Annotated in this window: 11 protein-coding genes; 8 read left to right on the top strand and 3 right to left on the bottom strand. The window is 73.4% G+C overall.

Annotated features, from left to right (window positions below):
- Window positions 1–9: 9 nt before the first annotated feature.
- From ABZ809_RS09820 to ABZ809_RS09785, 8 genes are all read left to right on the top strand, one after another.
- Complete coding sequence (locus tag ABZ809_RS09820; protein WP_357562064.1) at window positions 10–1,902, top strand: amino acid adenylation domain-containing protein; 1,893 nt, start codon at window positions 10–12, stop codon at window positions 1,900–1,902.
- Window positions 1,899–8,390 (top strand): amino acid adenylation domain-containing protein, encoded by a 6,492-nt coding sequence (locus ABZ809_RS09815; RefSeq protein ID WP_357562063.1) that lies wholly within the window; start codon window positions 1,899–1,901, stop codon window positions 8,388–8,390. Before ABZ809_RS09820 ends, ABZ809_RS09815 begins: the two co-directional genes overlap by 4 nt.
- 46 nt (window positions 8,391–8,436) lie before the next feature.
- Complete coding sequence (locus ABZ809_RS09810) at window positions 8,437–9,714, top strand: MFS transporter (RefSeq protein ID WP_357562062.1); 1,278 nt, start codon at window positions 8,437–8,439, stop codon at window positions 9,712–9,714.
- 2 nt (window positions 9,715–9,716) lie between these two features.
- Window positions 9,717–10,172, top strand: coding sequence for an aspartate 1-decarboxylase (gene panD / locus ABZ809_RS09805; RefSeq protein WP_357562061.1), 456 nt, complete (start codon window positions 9,717–9,719; stop codon window positions 10,170–10,172).
- Window positions 10,159–11,175, top strand: a complete 1,017-nt coding sequence (gene sbnA, locus ABZ809_RS09800; protein ID WP_357562060.1) for a 2,3-diaminopropionate biosynthesis protein SbnA — start codon at window positions 10,159–10,161, stop codon at window positions 11,173–11,175. The genes panD and sbnA overlap by 14 nt, the downstream gene beginning before the upstream one ends.
- A complete protein-coding gene (gene sbnB, locus ABZ809_RS09795) occupies window positions 11,169–12,170 on the top strand; it encodes a 2,3-diaminopropionate biosynthesis protein SbnB (RefSeq protein ID WP_357562059.1) in 1,002 nt (333 codons plus the stop codon). Before sbnA ends, sbnB begins: the two co-directional genes overlap by 7 nt.
- Complete coding sequence (locus tag ABZ809_RS09790) at window positions 12,160–15,324, top strand: amino acid adenylation domain-containing protein (RefSeq protein ID WP_357562058.1); 3,165 nt, start codon at window positions 12,160–12,162, stop codon at window positions 15,322–15,324. The genes sbnB and ABZ809_RS09790 overlap by 11 nt, the downstream gene beginning before the upstream one ends.
- 69 nt (window positions 15,325–15,393) lie before the next feature.
- Complete coding sequence (locus ABZ809_RS09785) at window positions 15,394–15,603, top strand: helix-turn-helix transcriptional regulator (protein WP_357562057.1); 210 nt, start codon at window positions 15,394–15,396, stop codon at window positions 15,601–15,603.
- 1 nt (window position 15,604) lies between these two features.
- Here the strand turns inward: ABZ809_RS09785 and ABZ809_RS09780 are convergent, their stop codons facing one another.
- The 3 genes from ABZ809_RS09780 to ABZ809_RS09770 form a co-directional block, all read right to left on the bottom strand.
- Window positions 15,605–16,201, bottom strand: a complete 597-nt coding sequence (locus ABZ809_RS09780) for a response regulator transcription factor (RefSeq protein WP_357562056.1) — start codon at window positions 16,199–16,201, stop codon at window positions 15,605–15,607.
- 228 nt (window positions 16,202–16,429) lie between these two features.
- Window positions 16,430–17,848 carry an Ig-like domain-containing protein gene (locus tag ABZ809_RS09775; protein ID WP_357562055.1) on the bottom strand — a complete coding sequence of 473 codons (1,419 nt, stop codon included), beginning with the start codon at window positions 17,846–17,848 and terminating at the stop codon, window positions 16,430–16,432.
- A gap of 309 nt (window positions 17,849–18,157) precedes the next feature.
- Complete coding sequence (locus ABZ809_RS09770) at window positions 18,158–18,505, bottom strand: VOC family protein (RefSeq protein ID WP_357562054.1); 348 nt, start codon at window positions 18,503–18,505, stop codon at window positions 18,158–18,160.
- Window positions 18,506–18,571 lie beyond the last annotated feature (66 nt).

Raw genomic sequence — 18,571 nt, 5'->3', positions numbered from 1 at the left:
GTGACCGCCATGGCGAAGCTGACCGCGGCCGACGGGCACCGGGTCCCGACGGAGTGGAACGACACCGAGGTCGGGTACCCGACCGACCCGTGCCTGCACGAGCTGGTCGAGGCGCAGGTGCGGCGTACCCCGGACGCGATCGCCGTGGTGTCCGACGAGCGGACCGTCCGCTACGCGGAGCTGAACCGCGAGGCCAACCGGCTCGCCCACCGGCTGCGGGCAGCCGGGGTGGGTGCGGAGTCGGTGGTGGGCGTGTGCCTGCACCGGGGGGTCGACCTGGTGGTGGCGCTGCTGGGGGTGCTCAAGGCGGGCGGCGCCTACCTGCCGGTGGACCCGGAGCAGCCGGCGGACCGGATCCGCTTCCTGCTCACCGACTCGCAGGCGGCGACCGTCGTCACCGGCCCGGGCGTCGACCACGCCCCGCTGGCCGCCGCCACCGGCGCCCCGATCCACGTGGACGGCGAGCACCGGGGGCTGCCGGACGGCGACCCGGAGCCGGTCGTGGGTCCGGGCAACGCCGCCTACGTCATCTACACCTCCGGGTCCACCGGCCGCCCCAAGGGCGTGGTCGTGGAGCACCGGTCGATCGTCAACCGGGTGCGCTGGATGCCGGACGCCCGGGGCGCCGACGGCGGCGTGGTGCTGCAGAAGACGCCGTTCGGCTTCGACGTCTCGGTGTGTGAGCTGTTCTCCCCGCTGACCACCGGGGCGACCCTGGTGATGGCCCGTCCCGGCGGGCACCGCGATCCGGCGTACCTGGCCCGGGTGGTGGCCGAACGGGGGGTCACCTCGATCCGGTTCGTGCCGTCGATGCTGCGCGCCTTCCTGGACGTGCTGCCCGCCGGCCGGACCAGCCTGCCGTCGATCCGGCAGGTGCTGTGCAGCGGCGAGGCGCTCCCCGCGGACCTCGTGTCCGCGACGCACGACCGGCTCGACTGCGAGGTGTTCAACCTGTACGGACCGACCGAGGCGGCGGTCGAGGTGACCAGCACCCGCTGCCGGCCCGGCGAGGCGGTGACCATCGGCCGGCCGGTGGCCAACACCCGCACGTACATCGTGGACGACGAGCTGCGGCCGGTGCCCATCGGTCAGCCCGGGGAGCTGGTGCTCGCCGGGATCCAGCTCGCCCGGGGCTATCTCGGCCGGCCGGCGCTGACCGCCACCGGCTTCGTCCCCGACCCGCTCGCCGACCGGCCCGGACAGCGCATGTACCGCACCGGCGACCGGGCCCGGTACCTGCCGGACGGCAGCATCGAGTACCTGGGCCGGCGGGACCACCAGGTGAAGATCAGGGGCTTCCGGATCGAGCTGGGCGAGATCGAGACGGTGCTCGGCCAGCATCCCGCCGTCCGCGCCGCCGTGGTGGACGTGCACCACAACGCGGTCGGCGGCCCGCAGCTCGTCGGCTACCTGCTGCCGGCCGGCCCGGAGCCGATCGACGACCGGGCGGTTCGCGCGTACCTGGCCGAGCGGCTTCCGGATCACATGGTCCCGCGGAGCTGGGTGGTCCTCGACGACCTGCCCCTGACCGCCAGCGGGAAGATCGACCGCCGGCGGTTGCCCGAGCCCGCCCCGGCCGGCCCGGTGACCGACGGGCCGACGACGGCCGCGCGTACCCCCACCGAACAGGCCGTCGCCGAGGTGTGGGCCGAGGTGCTGGGCATCGACGGCTGCGGGACACACGACGACTTCTTCGACCTCGGCGGCCACTCGCTGCTCGCCACGCAGGTCGTCGCGATGTTGCACGAACGGTTCCCGGTCGACCTGCCGGTCGGTGCGGTCTTCGAGGCACCGACCGTGGCGGAGCTGGCGGCGGTGCTCCAGCAGGCCGTCGAGGAGCGGGTGGCGGGGATGTCCGAGTCCGAACTGGAGACGATGTTGGCACAGGTGGGCAAGGCGTGAAGACTCCCGAGGGTCAGTCCCCGTCCGTCCCCGCCACCGGCACCCCGCCCCCGGACGACGCCCGTCGTCGGGCGCTGCTGGAGGCGCTGCTGGCCGGGCGGGCCCCGGACCGGTCGCCGGTCACCCCGAGCGCGCCGCGACGACCGGACGGTCCGCTGCCGCTGTCCTATCCCCAGCAGGGAGTGTGGCTGCTCGACCAGATCCGGCCGGGCGGCGCGGAGTACGTCGTGCCGTTCAGCTGGCGGTTGACCGGCCCGCTGAACCCGGAGGCCCTGCGTGCCGCCTGGCGGGAGGTGGTCCGGCGACACGAGGTGCTGCGGACCCGCTACCAGGTCGTGGACGGCCGGCCGAGCCAGGTGGTCGGCCCGGCCGAGCCGGTCGAGCTGCCGGTCGTCGACCTGACGGGGTGCGCCCCGTCGAAGCGGCAGGAGCGGCTGGACGAGCTGATCCGGGACGAGGCGAGCGTCCCGTTCGACCTGGGCCGGGACGCACCGCTGCGGGTCGGGCTGGTCCGGTTCGCCGAGGACGAGCACGTGCTGGTGCTGCTCGCCCACCACATCGCGTTCGACGGCTGGTCGGTCGGCGTACTGGCCCGGGAACTCGGCGCGCTCTACCCGGCGCTGGCAGCCGGCGAGCCGTCCCCGCTCGCCCCGCCGCCGATCCAGTACGCGGACTTCGCGGTGCGGCAGCGGGACCGGGTGGCCGGCCTGACCGCGCAGCTCGACCACTGGCGCGACCGGCTGGCCGGCCTCGTGCCGCTGGAGCTGCCGACCGACCGGCCCCGCCCGCCGGTGCAGGACCCCCGGGGCGCGACGCTGCCGTTTCCCGTGCCGGCCGACCTCGGTCGCGCCCTCGCCTCGATCGGGCGGCGGCACCGGGCGACCCCGTTCATGGTGCTGCTGGCCGTCTTCCAGGTGCTGCTGGCCCGCTACACCGGGCAGACCGACATCGCGGTGGGCACCCCGGTCGCCGGGCGTACCCGCCCCGAGGTCCAGGACCTGATCGGCTACTTCGTCAACACGCTGGTGCTGCGGACCGACCTGTCCGGCGAGCCGACCTTCGTCGAGGTGCTGGCCCGGGTCCGGGAGGCGGTGCTGGACGCCCAGTCCCACCAGGACGTGCCGTTCGAGCGGATCGTCGACGCGCTGGCCCCCGAGCGGGACCTGTCCCGCAACCCGCTGTTCCAGACCATGTTCGTGATGCAGAACGCCACGGCGGCCGACTTCGCCGGGGCGGGGCTGCACGCGCGGCAGGTGCCGACGCTCTGGCACACCGCCAAGTTCGACCTGACCATGCAGGTGACCGAGGAGGCGGACGGCTCCTTCTCCGCCGTCGTCGAGTACGCGACGGCGCTGTTCGACGGCGCGACCGTCGAACGGTTGGCCGGGCACTACCGGCGGTTGTTGACGGCCGTCGCCGCCGACCCGGGCACCCCGGTCACCCGGCTGCCCATGCTCACCGACCCCGAGACCGCCCAGCTCACGGCCTGGAACGACACCGCCGTCGACTATCCCCGCCACACCCTGCTGCACCGGCTGGTCGAGGCGCAGGCGGACGCCACCCCCGACGCGGTCGCCGTGGTCGACGACCAGCACGAGCTGACGTACGCCGAGCTCGACGCCCGCGCCAACCAGCTCGCCCACCGGCTGATCGCCCTCGGCGCCGGCCCCGAACAGATCGTCGCCGTCAGCGCGCGACGCCGCGTCGCGCTCGCCGTGGCCCTCGTCGCCGTGCTCAAGACCGGCGCCGCCTACCTGCCGCTCGACCCCACCCACCCCGTCGAGCGGCTGCGCTGGATGCTCGCCGACGCCGGCGACCCCGTCACCCTGGTCGACACCCCCGACCAGCACGACTGGCACGCCGGCCCACGGGTCCACCTCGACGACCCGACCCTCACCGGCGAACCCACCGGGCGACCCGACGTCACCACCGACGACCGCAACCCCGCCTACCTGATCTACACCTCGGGCTCCACCGGCCGCCCCAAGGGCGTCCTCGTCGACCACCGCGCCATCGTCAACCGGCTCCGCTGGATGCAGGACACCTACCGGCTCGACCACACCGACCGGATCCTGCAGAAGACCCCGCACACCTTCGACGTCAGCGTCTGGGAGTTCTTCTGGCCCCTGACCACCGGCGCCGCCCTCGTCATGGCCCGCCCCGACGGGCACCGCGACCCCACCTACCTCGCCGAGACCATCGACCGGCGTCGCATCACCACCGTCCACTTCGTTCCCTCCATGCTCCGCGCCTTCACCACCTACCTCGCCACCACCCGCACGGCCCTGCCCCACCTGCGACGCGTCGTCTGCTCCGGCGAGGCCCTGCCCGACGACCTCGCCACCGCCGTGCACGCCCACCTCGACGTCGAGCTGCACAACCTGTACGGCCCCACCGAGGCCGCCGTCGACGTCACCGCCACCCCCGTCCGCCCCGGGCACGCCGTCACCATCGGCAGCCCCATCGCCAACACCGGCGCCCACATCCACGACCCCTGGCACAACCCGGTCCCGGTCGGCGTCCCCGGAGAACTCCTCCTCACCGGCGTGCAGCTCGCCCGCGGCTACCACCGCCAGCCCGCCCGTACCGCCGAACGCTTCATCCCCACCGACGGCGGCCGACGCGCCTACCGCACGGGCGACCAGGCCCGGTGGCGCCCGGACGGCACGATCGAATACCTCGGTCGCCTCGACCACCAGGTCAAGATCCGGGGCAACCGCATCGAACTCGGCGAGATCGAAGCCACCCTCGCCGACCACCCCGGCGTCCACACCGCCGTCGTCCACCCGCACGGCCCCGGCGACGACCGGCAGCTCGTCGCCTACCTCGTCGCCGCCGACGGCCACCCCGTCGACCCCGACACGCTGCGCGCCCACCTCCGCGCCCACCTGCCCGAGTACATGGTCCCCACCCACTGGACCACCCTCACCGAGCTGCCCCTCACCAGCAGCGGAAAGATCGACCGCAACGCCCTCCCCCCGCCTGACGCCCCCGCCACGCCCGGCAGCGACCACACCCCGCCCGGCACCCCCACCCAGCACCTGATCGCCACCGCCTACGCCCAGGCCCTCGCCGAGCACGGCCGGCCGATCGGCATCCACGACCGCTTCTTCGACATCGGCGGCGACAGCATCCGGGCCATCCGGGTCGTCGGGAGCCTCCGCGACCAGGGGCTCGACCTCACCGTCACGGACCTCTTCCGGTACCGGACGGTCGCCGAACTCGCCGAGGCCGTCGACGCCCGGGAGGGCGGGCTGCCGACCGGGGCCACCCGCCTGGTGGACCGGTTCGCGTTGATCTCCGAGGAGGACCGGGCCCGGCTGCCCGAGGGCGTCCTCGACGCGTACCCGCTGTCGATGGTGCAGGCCGGCATGGCGTACGAGATGCTCGCGGACCCGACCGGCGACCTCTACCTGAACAGTCTCTGCTACCCGATCGAGGGCGACGCGTTCTCGCTGCCCGCCCTGCACGCCGCCGCCCAGTTGCTCGCCGTCCGGCACGAGATCCTGCGGGCCTCGATCGACCTGACCGGGTACGGCGAACCGCTCCAGCTGATCCACCCGACCGCGGAGATCCGGGTCGGCCACACCGACCTGCGGGGCGTGCCGGCCGCGGAGGTGGAGAGCACGGTGGCCCGGCTGGTCGCCGACGAGCGGCGGGACCGCTTCGACCTGGGTACGCCGTCGCTGCTGCGGCTGCACGCCTACCAACTCGCCGACGACCGGTGGCGGCTGCTGGTCAGCTACAGCCACGCCATCCTGGACGGCTGGAGCCAGAACTCGCTGGTCCCGGAGCTGCTGGCGTACTACCGCCGGATCCGCGACGGGCAGGATCCGCACCCCGCCCCGGTGCCGGCCGTCCGGTTCGCCGACGCGGTGGCCCTGGAGCGGCGGGCGGTGGCCGCCGGGGTCGACCGGGAGTTCTGGGCGTCCCGGACGCGCACCCACGAGCGGCTCACCGTCCCGGCGGCGTGGGCGGGTACGGGCGCCCGGTACCGGGCGGTGCGGTTGCCCTTCGCCGACCTGGTGCCGGGACTGCGGGAGCTGGCCCGGACGGCGGACGTGCCGCTGAAGAGCCTGCTGTTCACCGCGCACCTGACCGTGCTGGGCATCGTGACCGGGCAGCGGCGCTTCCACAGCGGGCTGGTCTGCAACGGGCGGCCCGAGCTGACCGACGGCGACCAGGTGCGGGGGATGTTCCTCAACACCGTGCCGTACGCCGTGGAGCTGACCGCGTCGAGCTGGGCCGCGCAGGCCCGCCTGGTCTTCGCCGGGGAGGTCGCGCTCTGGCCGCACCGGCACTACCCGCTGCCGGCGATGCAACGCGAGTGGGGCAACCAGCGGCCCCTGGTGGACGTCTTCTTCAACTACACCGACATGCACGTGCTCGACCTGGACGGCATCGACCGCTCGGCGATCACCGACACCACCCCGAACGAGTTCGGCCTCTCGGTGTCCAGCGAGCCCGGGCAGCTGATCATCGAGGCCGGCACCGACCGGATCTCCGACGGCCACCTGGACCTGCTCACCCGGACCTACCGGCGGGTGCTGGAGGCGATGGTCGCCGACCCGACGGGTGACCCGCGCCGGGTCGGGCTGCCGGAGGCCGACCGGCGCGTCCTGCTCGGCCTCGGCGCCGGCGGACCGCTGCCGGTCCCGGACGGGACGCTGCCCGAGCTGGTCGCCCGGCAGGTGGCGGCCACCCCGGACGCGGACGCGGTGGTCTTCGGCGACGACGTGCTCAGCTACGCCGAGCTGGACCGCCGGACCAACCGCCTCGCCCACCACCTGCGGGAGCTGGGCGTCGGGCCGGGAACCCTGGTCGGGGTGCACCTGAACCGGAGCGCGGACCTGGTCGTGGCGTTCCTCGCGGTGCTGGCCACCGGTGGCGCGTACCTGCCGCTGGACCCCGACTACCCGGCACAGCGGACCGCCTTCATGCTGGCCGACGCCGGTGCGCAGGTGGTGGTGACCGAGACCGCGCTGGCCGGGCGGCTGGACACCGCCGGAATCCGGACGGTGCTGCTGGACGCCGAGCGGGCGGCGATCGCCACCCGTCCGGAACGGCGGCTGACCGACCGGCCGTCCGCCGACGACCTGGCGTACGTCATCTACACCTCGGGTTCGACCGGCGCCCCGAAGGGCGTGATGATCAACCACCGGGGGCTGGGCAACTTCCTCGCCGCGATGCGGCACCGGCCGGGTCTGCCGGCGGGCGCCACCGTGGTCGGGCTGACCACCGTGTCGTTCGACCCCTCGGTGCTGGAGCTGTACCTGCCGCTGCTGGTCGGCGGCCGGGTGGTGGTGGCCGACGCGGAGCAGACCCGGGACCCGCAGCGGATGGCCGAGCTGATCGGCGCCGCCCGGCCGGCGGTGCTCCAGGCCACCCCGGTCACGTACCGGATGCTGTTGGACTCCGGCTGGTCCGCACCGGCCGGTGCGACAGTCCTCTGCGGCGGCGAGAAGCTGCCGGCCGAGCTGGCGGTCCGGCTCGCCTCGACCGGGGCCACGGTGTGGGACATCTACGGGCCGACCGAGACCACGGTCTGGTCCACCACGACCCGGTTGGGCCCGGACGGCCGCCCCGTCGACTTCGGCATGGCCCCGAACGCCGGGCTCCACATCCTGGACGAGCGGCTGGAGCCGGTACCGGTCGGCGTCCCCGGTGAGATCCACATCGGCGGGGACGGGGTGGCCTGGGGCTACCGGGCCCGGCCCGCGCTCACCGCGGAGAAGTTCGTTCCCGACCCGCACTCCGCGCTGCCGGGTGCCCGCATGTACCGCACCGGTGACCTGGCCCGCTGGCACGCCGACGGGCACCTGGAGATCCTCGGCCGGGTCGACCACCAGGTGAAGATCCGGGGGCACCGGATCGAACCGGCCGAGATCGAGGCGGCGCTGCTGGCCCACGAGCACGTCCGGGCCGCCGTGGTGCACCCGCAGCGGTACGGCGGGGAGCAGGAGCTGGTCGCGTACCTGGTCGGCGGGGAGCGGCACCCCGTACCGGGCGACGCGCAACTCCGCGAGTTCCTGCTCCGTACCCTGCCGGACTACATGTGCCCGGCCGCCTACGTGCCGCTGGACGCCCTTCCGCTCACCCCCACCGGCAAGGTCGACCGCAACGCCCTACCGGTGCCGCGACCCGGTGCCGGCGGGCGGCGGGAACCCGTGCGGGTGGCGCCGCGCACCGGTGACGAGCGGACGGTCGCGCAGGTGTGGGGCGAGGTGCTCGGCACCGACGAGGTGGGGGTGCACGAGAACTTCTTCCAGGTCGGCGGGCACTCGCTGCTGGCCACCCGGGTCGCGGTCCGGCTGCGTACCCTGCTCCGCGTCGACGTGCCGGTCCGGGCCCTGTTCGACCATCCCACGGTCGCCCGGCTGGTCGGGGCGCTGCCCGACTACCCGAAGCTGGACGACCAGCCGGCGGTCCCCAGGCTGACCGCCCGGCCCCGGCTGGCCGACATCGCCGCCCGGCGGGCCGCCCGGTGACCGGGCGCGCACGCCCCGCCGGTCACCGCCGGATCGGTGGTGACCGGTGAGCCGGGTCGACGATCCGGTCGCCGGGGAGCGGATCCCGCCGCTGCACCGCAACCGGGACTTCCTGCTGCTGTGGAGCGGGTCGGCGGTCTCCATGCTCGGCTCGACCGCGTCGGTGGTGGCGTACCCGCTGCTGGTGCTGGCGCTGACCGGCTCGCCGGGTGCCGCCGGGCTGGCCGGTTTCGTGGCGCTGCTGCCGACGCTGCTGTTCCAGTTGCCGGCCGGGGCGCTGGTGGACCGGTGGGACCGCAAACGGGTGATGATCTGGTGCGACCTGCTGCGCGCGCTGGGCGTGGGCAGCGTCGTGGCGGCGATCGCCGTCGACGAGCTGCACCTGTGGCACGTGCTGGCCGTCGGTTTCGTCGAGGGGACGCTGTCGGTCGGGTACGAGCTGGCGGCCGGCGCCGCGATCCCGAACGTGGTGCACCCGAGCCAGGTGACCACGGCGCTGTCCCGCAACGAGGCCCGTGAGCGGGCCGCGGTGATGGCCGGTACCCCGCTCGGCGGCGCGCTGTTCGGGCTGGGGCGGATCTGGCCGTTCGTGCTGGACACCGTCTCCTATCTGGTCTCCCTGCTGACGCTGCTGTTCATCCGCCGCGACTTCCAGGCCGCACCGGGCGACGCGACCGCCCCCGACACGCGTCCCGGGAAACTGGCCGCCGAACTCACGCGGGGGCTGCGGTGGTTGTGGGGGCAGCCGTTCCTGCGGACGGCCACCCTGCTGGTCGCCGGCAGCAACCTGGTGTTCCGCGTCCTGTTCCTGGTCATCATCGTGGCGTTCGAGACCGCCGGGGCGCCCCCGGCGGCCATCGGCCTGCTGCTCGGCGTGGCCGGCACCAGCGGGGTGCTCGGATCGCTGGTGGCGACCTGGTGCGCCGGGCGGTTCCCGATGCGCACGCTCGTGGTCGCCGCGAACTGGGTGTGGGCGCTGATGACCGTCGTCATCGCGGTCACCGACGACCGGTTCCTGATCGGTGCCGCGTACGCCCTGATGTGGTTCGTGGGGCCGATCTGGAACGTGGCGGTCGCCGGGCACCAGATGGCCCTCACCCCCGACCACATCCAGGGCCGGGTGCTCAGCGCGGTCAGCCTGCTGGCCAACGGCGCGGTCGCGCTCGGTTCCCTGGTCGGGGGCTACCTGCTGGAGGCGATCGGGCCGACGCGCTCCGCGTGGTCGATGGCCGTCTGGATGGTCCTGCTCGCCGCCCTGGCGACGCTGAGCCGCTCGGTACGTCGAGCGGGTTTTCTGCCGATTGAGCACCCAAGGAGGAGCTGAAGGTGTTGCGCACCATACTCAAGTCGAAGATCCACCGCGCGGTGGTCACCCAGGCCGACCTGCACTACGTCGGCTCGCTGACCATCGACGAGGATCTGATGGACGCCGCCGACCTGATCGCCGGCGAGCAGGTGCACGTGGTGGACATCAACAACGGTGCCCGCCTGGAGACGTACGTCATCGCCGGCGAGCGCGGCAGCGGGGTCATCGGCATCAACGGGGCCGCGGCCCGGCTGATCCACCCCGGCGACCTGGTCATCATCATCAGCTACGCGGCGATGGCCGACCCGGACGCCAAGGGTTACTCGCCCCGGGTGGTGATGGTGGACGAGGTCAACCGGATGCTCGGCACCACCGACGACCCGGCCGAGGCGATCCCCGGCACCGCGACCGTGCCCGGTAACACCCTGCGGGCCGCTACGGATCCCCGTAGCGGGAGCGAACATGCGGGCCGATGACACCGACGTCGGCGGGGTGCTGAACGCGATCGGCGGCTCCCCGCTGGTCCGGCTGGACAAGCTCATGCCGGACGCCCCGTTCACCCTGTGGGCGAAGCTGGAGGCGCACAACCCGGGCGGCAGCATCAAGGACCGCTCGGCGTTGGGCATGCTGATCGACCGGCTCCGGGCCGGGGAACTGCAGCCCGGCCGGTCGGTGGTGGTCGAGTCCAGTTCGGGCAATCTCGGGATCGGGCTGGCCCAGGTGTGCCGCTACTTCGGAATCCGGTTCATCTGCGTGGTGGACCCCCGGACGAACGCGCAGAACATCGCGGTCATGCGCGCGTTCGACGCCGAGGTGGAGATGGTGACCCGCACCGACCCGGCCACGGGTGAGTACCTGCCACAGCGGATCCGCCGGGTCCAGGAACTGGTCGCGACCATCCCGAACGCCTGGTGCCCGGACCAGTACGCCAACCCGTTGAACCCCCGCGCCCACGAGACGACCATGCGGGAGATCGTCGAGGGGCTGCCCGCCCCGCTGGACTTCCTGTTCTGCGCGACCAGTTCCTGCGGCACGCTGCGCGGCTGCGCCGACTACGCGCGCCGGCACGAGCTGCCGGTGACCATGGTCGCGGTGGACGCCGCGGGCAGCGCGATCTTCGGCGACTACACCCCCCGCAAGCGGCTCATCCCCGGTCACGGCGCGGGGATCCGGCCGAAGCTCTACCGGGACGGGCTGGCCGACAAGGTGGTGCACGTCGGGGACCTGGACTGCGTGACCGGGTGCCGCCGGCTGGCCCGCCGGGAGGCCATCCTCGCCGGTGGTTCGTCCGGCGCGGTGGTGGCCGCCGTGGAGCAGCTACGCGACCTGATTCCGGCCGGCGCGACCTGCGCGCTGATCTTCCCGGACCGGGGTGAGCGCTACCTGAACACGATCTACGACGACGACTGGGTGACCGGGCACTTCGGCGACGTCACCCACCTGTGGAAGGACCGGACCATGGAGGCGCCGCCATGCTGATCGTATCCGCCGGCGAGGTCCGGCAGCTCCTGGCCGACCGGGAGGACAGCGTCCTGGACGCGGTCCGCCACGCCTACGTCCTGCACGCGCGGGGGCGTACGGTGCTGCCGCACTCGGTGTTCCTGCGGTTCCCCGAGGACGCCCGCAACCGGATCATCGGACTGCCCGCGTACCTGGGCGACGACCCGCCGGTCGCCGGCATGAAGTGGATCTCGTCGTTTCCCGGCAACATCGACCGCGGGTTGGCCCGCGCCTCCGCCGCGATCGTCGTGAACTCGATGGAGGACGGCCACCCGGTCGCCCTGATCGAGGGCTCCACGATCTCCGCGCGGCGGACGGCCGCCAGCGCCGCCCTGGCCGCCGGCGCCCTCGCCCCGCCGGCCGGCGGCGTCTCCCTGATCGGCTGCGGCGTGATCAACTTCGAGGTGCTGCGGTTCCTCCGCGCGGCGCTGCCCGGTCTGGCCGAGGTGACCGTCTTCGACCTGGACGCCGGGCGGGCCGCCGCGTTCGCCCGGCGCTGCGCGCGGTGGGACCTGAAGGTACGCGTCGCGGGCGACGTCGAGGAGGCGCTCGGCGCCCATCCGCTGGTCTGCCTGGCCACGACGGCGGGCGTACCGCACCTGGGGCTGGCGCACTGCCGGCCGGGAGCGCTCGTGCTGCACCTGTCGCTACGGGACATCTTCCCGGCGGACATCCGCGCCGCGGTAAACGTGGTCGACGACGCCGACCACGTCTGCCGGGCGGCCACCTCGCTGCACCTGGCCGAGCAGGAGACGGGCAACCGGGACTTCATCGCCGCCGGCATCGGCGACATCCTCGGCGGGGCCGGCTGGCGGCACGACCCGGAACGGGTCACCGTCTACTCGCCGTTCGGCCTGGGCGTGCTCGACCTCGCCGTGGCCGAGCTGGTGCGGCGGGCCGCGCAACGCGACGGCGTCGGCACCTGGCTGCCGGACTTCCTGACCATCGCACCGGAGGACCCGGATGCCGACTGAGCCGAGCGTCGCACCGTGGAACGACACGGCCAGGGAATATCCGGGACAGCCGGCCCTGCACGAGCTGGTGCACGGGCGGGCGGCGCGCACCCCGGAGGCCGTGGCGGTGGTCACGGAGCGGGAGCAGCTCAGCTACGCCGACCTGGTGGGGCGGGCCAACCAGCTCGCCAACCTGCTGGTCGCCCGGGGCGTCGGCCCCGAGTCCCGGGTCGGGGTGTGCCTGCACCGGGGCGGCGACATGGTGGTGGCCCTGCTCGGCATCCTCACCGCCGGAGCCGCCTACGTGCCGCTGGACCCGGAGCACCCGGCCCAGCGGATCGCCTTCCTGGTGGCCGACGCGGGGCTGGACACCGTGCTGGCCGACCCGGGCCTGCCGGTCCCCGCCGAGGCGGGCCGCAGCGTCACCGCCGTGTCGGTGAGCCAAGCGACCACCGGTTGGCCGGCCCGGGCGCCGGGGGTCACCGTCGACCCGGAACACCCGGCGTACGTCATCTACACCTCCGGGTCCACCGGCCGGCCCAAGGGCGTGGTGATCCCGCACCGGGCCATCGTCAACCGGATCCGCTGGGGGCTGGACGCGCATCCGTTGGGCCCCGACGACCGGGTGCTCCAGAAGACCCCGTACGGCTTCGACGTCTCGGTGCCGGAGATCTTCGGCACCCTGGCCGCCGGCGCGCGGCTGGTGATGGCTCGGCCGGGCGGCCACCGCGACCCGGCCTACCTCGTCGACACGATCCACCGGTACGGCATCACCAGCGTCCACTTCGTACCGTCGATGCTGCGGGCGTTCCTCGCCGAGGTCCGCGACACCGGGGCCCGCTTCCCCACCCTGCGCCGGATCGTGTGCAGCGGCGAGGAACTCACCGGTGACCTGGTCACCGAAGCCGACGAGCTGATCGGCTGCGAGCTGCTCAACCTCTACGGCCCGACCGAGGCGGCGGTGGAGGTGACCGGGTCGCGCTGCCGGGCGGGTGAGCCGGTCAGCATCGGCCACGCGGTGGCGAACACCCGCACCCACATCCTCGACGGGCGGGGCGCACCGGCGGAGGTCGGCGAACTCTGCCTGGCCGGGGTGCAGCTCGCCCGGGGCTACCTGGGCCGGCCCGGGCTGACGGCCGAGATGTTCGTTCCCGACCCGTTCGGCCCGCCCGGCTCCCGGCTGTACCGCACCGGGGACCTGGCCCGGCGGCTGCCCGACGGGGCGGTGGACTACCTGGGCCGGATCGACCACCAGGTCAAGATCCGGGGCCACCGGGTCGAGCTGGGTGAGATCGACGCGGCGCTGCGCACCGTGCCGGGGATGCGGGCCGCCGCCACGGCCGTGCACGCCGGGCAACTCGTCGGGTACGTGGTGGCCGGCACCGTTCCCGCCGTCCGCGTACTCCGGGCCCACCTCGCCGAACGGCTGCCCGACCACATGATCCCGTCGGTGTTCGTGGCCCTGCCGGCGCTCCCCGTCGGCCCGAGCGGCAAGCTGGACCGGGCGGCCCTGCCCGCCCCCGACGGGCACCGGCTCGCCGGTGGCGAGCGGGTCGACCCGCGCACCGACGACGAACGACGGCTCGCCGGCGTCTGGGCGGAGTTGCTCGGCACCGGGCCGGTCGGGGTGCACGACACCTTCGTGGAGCTGGGCGGTGACTCGCTGGCGGCCACCCGGTTCTGCTCCCGCGCCCGCCGCCTGTGGGGCTGGTCGCTCTCCCCCGCCGACGTGCTCACCGCCACCGTGGCCGAACTCGCGACGAGGGGCACCGGGGGCAGCCCGCCGATCGCCGAGGGTGCCGCGGCCACCGGGGCCCTGGCGCCCGTGGCACCGGACGCCAACGCCGACGGGCCGCTCAGCGCCGCCCAGCACCGGATCTGGTTCGCCGACCAGCTCGACCCGGGGTCGAGCACCTACACGATCGCCGAGTCCTACCTCCTGCGCGGACCGGTCGACGTCGACGCGCTGCGTGCCGCCCTGGCGGACACGGTGCGCCGGCACCCGGCCCTGCGGACCACCTTCGGGGCCCGGCGCGGCGTGCCGTACGCGCGGATCGGGCCGGACGCCCGGGTGCCGGTCGAGGTGCGCACCGTGGCCGACGTCGCCGAGGCGAAGGTGCTCGTCGACCGGCTCGCCGCCGTGCCGTTCGCGCTCGCCGAGGGGCCGCTGCTGCGGGTCACCCTGCTGCGGTTGCCCGACGGGGAGCACGTCCTGGCCGCTGCCATCCACCACATCATCGCGGACGACTGGTCGATGGAGGTGCTGTGGCGCGACCTCTGCCAGGCGTACGCGCGGCACCGCCAGGGCCATCCGGAGGCCGTCGACCCGCTGCCGCCGGCCCCGCACCCGCCCGCCGACCCGGCCGACCTCGACTACTGGCGTCGGCACCTCGCCGGCGTACCGCCCACCCTGGACCTCCCGACCGACCTGCCCAGACCGGCGCGGCTGCGGCAGGCCGGGGCCGTCGTCCGGTTCGGCCTGCCGGCGGAGACCGCCGCCGCCGTGCGGACGCTGGCCCGGGCCACCGCGGCGACCCCGTTCATGGTGCTGCTCACCGCGTTCACCGTGCTGATCGGGCGGCTCGCCGGCCGCGACGACCTGGTGATCGGCACGTTCGCCGGGAACCGCGACACCGAGGAGGCCGAGGAGGGGATCGGGATGTTCGCCAACACCCTCGCCCTGCGGCTGCCCTGCCCGTCCGAGGCCACCTTCACCGACCTGCTGTGCCAGGTGCGCGAGGTGGCGTTGGCCGGCTACCGGCACCAGGGTTTCCCCTTCGACCGGCTGGTGACGGCGCTGCGGCCGAAGCGCGACCTGGGGCACAACCCGGTGGTCCAGGTCGCCTTCCACACGCTCGGCGACCTGACCGGCCGGCTCCGGCTCCCCGGGGTCACCGCCGAGCCGTTCCGGCACGGCCAGGGCGGTTCCCCCTTCGACCTGCTGCTCACCGTACGGGAGGAGGGCACCCGGCTGACCGGGCGGCTGCAGTACCAGAGCGAACTGTTCACCGCCGACCGGGCGGCGTCGTTCGCCGACGGCTTCACCGCGATCCTCACCGCGGCGGTGCGGCATCCCGATCAGCCGGTCGGGCGGTTGGCCCGGCCGTGGGCCACGGATGCCGGTGCGGAAAATGCGGGGGCGTCGGCCGGCAATCTGGGTGCGGCGGCCCGATGAGCCAAGGGCGCGCCCGTTCCTAGCCTGGGTCGGTAAGTCACACCACGCCCACAAGGCCAGGAGGCGATCATGAGGACCGAGTCGAAGCCCGTACTCACCGCCCAGCAACTCCGGGTGCTCGAACTCGTTGCCGAGGGGTACGACAACGCCGGGATCGCACGGGAGCTGCGCTGCTCACCGCACAGCGTCAAGAACATGATCTACGACCTCATGGCCCGGTTGCAGGTCTCCAACCGGGTCCATGCGACCGCGTACGCCATCCGGCAGGGGCTGATCTGAGTCAGATCAGCCCCTCGCGCAGGGCGCAGGCCACGGCTTGCGCCCGGTTGCGCACCTGCCAGCGGCGGGTGATCGTGTGCACGATGCCGGTCACGGTACGGACCGAGTAGGCCAGCGAGCGGGCGATCTCCTCGGTCTCGTGCCCGTCGGCGAGCATGAGCAGCACCGCCCGCTCCCGCTTGGTGAGCTGCCGGGCCGCCGGCCGGTCCGGCGCCCGGTCGGCGGCCCCCGTCAGCAGGTCCCCCAGCAGGTCCGACGGCACCGTGAAGCTGCCGTCAGCCGTCGCCCGGATCGCCGGACGCAGCCGGTCCGGGCGAACCTCGCACCGGCGCAGCAGCCCGCCGGCACCCGCCTCCACGGCCTCGACCACGTCCGACTCCCGCACCGTGTCAGCCACCAGCAGCACCCGCCGGCCGGCACGGGACAGCGAACGCAACAGGACCAGCACCGCGTCGCTGACCTCGCCGGTCACCATCAGCACCACGTCCGGCCGGTCGACCACCACGGTCAGCTCCGGGCAGACCCGCACCATGTCGTCGACACCGACCCGCACCGCCGGGTCGACGGCGACGACCTGCACACGTATCCGCTCGTCCATGCGCGACACTCCCCAGGAAACTCGTTGCTGACCGACAGCAAGGAGAATGTCACCGCGGCTCCGGCGCCCGGTACGGCAAACGGCCCCCATATTTCTTCCGTACGGTCGGGCGAGCCCGCACGTTCCGCCGGACCGCTCCCGCACGGCAAGGCGTCGTGCCGGGTGCCTTGCCGTGCGGGAGTCCTGGGGCCTGTTCCGCGGGTGCGTGCGCTCTCGGGTCGCGACCGATTACAGGCAGGGCGGCGTCCGGAACTCCACGCCGTCGAGGAAGTTGCCGTAGTTCGGATCGCCACCCGCAGCCGACACGGACTGGAAGGCGAACCGGGTGGTGGTCTGCCCCGGAGGAACGACGTACACCCCGGTGTAGTAGCCCCAGGCGGTGTTGCCGTCGGAGATGTTCGGGGAGGTGGCTCCGATCGGGGTCTGGGCCACCGTCGCCCCGGGCGCCCCGATGAGCACCTGCATCACGTCGGTGCCCAGGCGGCCCCGGTGATACAGCGACCAGGTCATCCGGGTCCCGGGAACGGTGGGCAGGTCCTGGTAGAGCGTGGCGGGCTCGTGGGCGTTGAGTTCGGCGAACTGCTGGCCGTGGGCTGCCGGGACACCGCCGGCGCCGCTGCGCCAGAACTCGAGCATGCGGTCGCTGGCGGTGGTACGCCAGCCGACGCTCGGATTGGTCGTCGCGTCAGGGATGTTGTGGTCGATCGTGGCCACGGGCGGCGTCTCGAAGCTGCCGTTGAGCAGGGTGACCGGCGTGGGGTCGCAGGCGACGGTGACGGTGACCGTGGCGGTGCTGGTGCCGCAGGCGGTGGTGATGGTGTAGATGAAGGTGTCGGTGCCGGCGAAGCCCGGGGCGGGCGTGTAGACCACGCTGTTGCCGGAGATCGTGGCGGTGCCGTTGCTGGGCGTGGAGACGCTGCTGAACCTCGGTGCGCTCGCGACGTCGTTGGCCAGGACGGGCACGTTGACGGCCTTGTTCTGCGTGGTGGTGGCGGTGTCGTCGGTGGCCCGGGTGGGCGAGATGGCCTGCCCGTCGACGATCTGGATCGGCGGGGCGGGTGTGTTGTTGCCGAGCTGCCCCGGGGCGGCGATGACGCTGCTGATCCCGGATGGGCGGATGGTCATGCTGCCCCCGACGGTGCCCTGCCTGACCCGGAAGGTGATGACCTTCGTGGCCGGATCGGTCTTGACCCCCGGCGACGTGATCGACAGGGTGTTTCCGTTGATGGTGCCGGTGCCCGACTGGCTGACGACATCGGCGTAGGCCAGCAGCGCGGACACGTCCCAGGTCGTGGTGTACGTCGAGACCAGCAGCGGCCATCGGGTCGTGCGATGGGCGAGCGTGACGGTGAAGGTGCCGCCCGGTGCGATCTGGCCGCCCCACAGGGACGGCACGGTGTCGACCGAGACCGACCCCTCACCCAACCTCAGGCCCAGGATGTTCTTCCAGTAGTAGTTGACGGGGTAGGCCTGCTGTCCCTGCCGGACACAGGGTGGATCGGCGGCTTGCGGGGCCGGCTTCCGCTCGGCGCTGGCGGCCTGCGCACCGGTGCTGGTCACCGCCTGCATCGCCAACGCGGCCAGCACGGCCAGGGAGGCGCAGGCCAACCGTCGCACGGATGTCGTCAACGCGGATCGATGTGACATCAACGAGAAAGCTCCTCATCCACCTGAAAGCGACCACAGTTCCCAAACAGCACGACACTTCGCATAGTGTCTGGTTCGGCACTAAACGTACCTGCCGTCCGGCGGTGGTCACGCGCCCGACACGACCGACCAGCAACTCTTTGACCTGCCGGCGCGCGGGCGGGAGCCCTCCCGGCCTGTTCGGCGCGCGGAAGCTCCGTCGCGATCTGCACCCGTGCCAGGACCCGACCGGTGCCGGTGCCGTACGCGGGACAGCAGGTGCATCCGGCCGCCGTCGGGCAGCCGCGCCCCGCAGCGCGGGGCCGATGATCACCCGGTCGTCGGGACCTCTCCGCCGATTCCCATCTCGTTGCCGTCGCTGTCGCGGAAGACGTACTTCCAGACCGAGTCGTGCCTCTCGACGTCGACCGGCTCCAGGCCCCGGGCGGAGATCCCCGCGACCTCGGCGACCGGGTCGTCGACCCAGATCATGCCGACAGCTCCGCCGGCCCGGTTGAGATCCTGGACGATGTAGACGTAGCGGTCCTCGGCCAACTGCCAGACCGCCTCGACGTCGTTCGGACAGAAGGCCGGCTCGGCACCGAGCAGCCGCTTGTACCACTCCAGGGCGGTGGCATAGTCGCGCACCGGGATGCCCGCGAACACTCCTACCGCCATGTCCATCTCCTCAGTCGATGTCGAGCCCCGACCGGTGCCGAGCCCAGGTTACCCCTGGCAGTGGCG

The sequence above is a fragment of the Micromonospora sp. NPDC047074 genome, from assembly GCF_040643815.1.
GTDB lineage: Bacteria > Actinomycetota > Actinomycetes > Mycobacteriales > Micromonosporaceae > Micromonospora.
Note: the sequence above shows the minus strand (reverse complement) of the source record. Positions and strands in the feature narration are given on the sequence as shown.

Excerpts from the sequence above, each read along its gene's own strand:
- ABZ809_RS09820 (WP_357562064.1), top strand. The coding sequence starts at position 10 with ATGGCGAAGCTGACCGCGGCCGACGGGCACCGGGTCCCGACGGAGTGG.
- sbnA (WP_357562060.1), top strand. The coding sequence starts at position 10,159 with ATGCGGGCCGATGACACCGACGTCGGCGGGGTGCTGAACGCGATCGGC.
- sbnB (WP_357562059.1), top strand. The coding sequence starts at position 11,169 with ATGCTGATCGTATCCGCCGGCGAGGTCCGGCAGCTCCTGGCCGACCGG.
- ABZ809_RS09790 (WP_357562058.1), top strand. The coding sequence starts at position 12,160 with ATGCCGACTGAGCCGAGCGTCGCACCGTGGAACGACACGGCCAGGGAA.
- ABZ809_RS09785 (WP_357562057.1), top strand. The coding sequence starts at position 15,394 with ATGAGGACCGAGTCGAAGCCCGTACTCACCGCCCAGCAACTCCGGGTG.
- ABZ809_RS09780 (WP_357562056.1), bottom strand. The coding sequence starts at position 16,201 with ATGGACGAGCGGATACGTGTGCAGGTCGTCGCCGTCGACCCGGCGGTG.
- ABZ809_RS09775 (WP_357562055.1), bottom strand. The coding sequence starts at position 17,848 with ATGTCACATCGATCCGCGTTGACGACATCCGTGCGACGGTTGGCCTGC.
- ABZ809_RS09770 (WP_357562054.1), bottom strand. The coding sequence starts at position 18,505 with ATGGCGGTAGGAGTGTTCGCGGGCATCCCGGTGCGCGACTATGCCACC.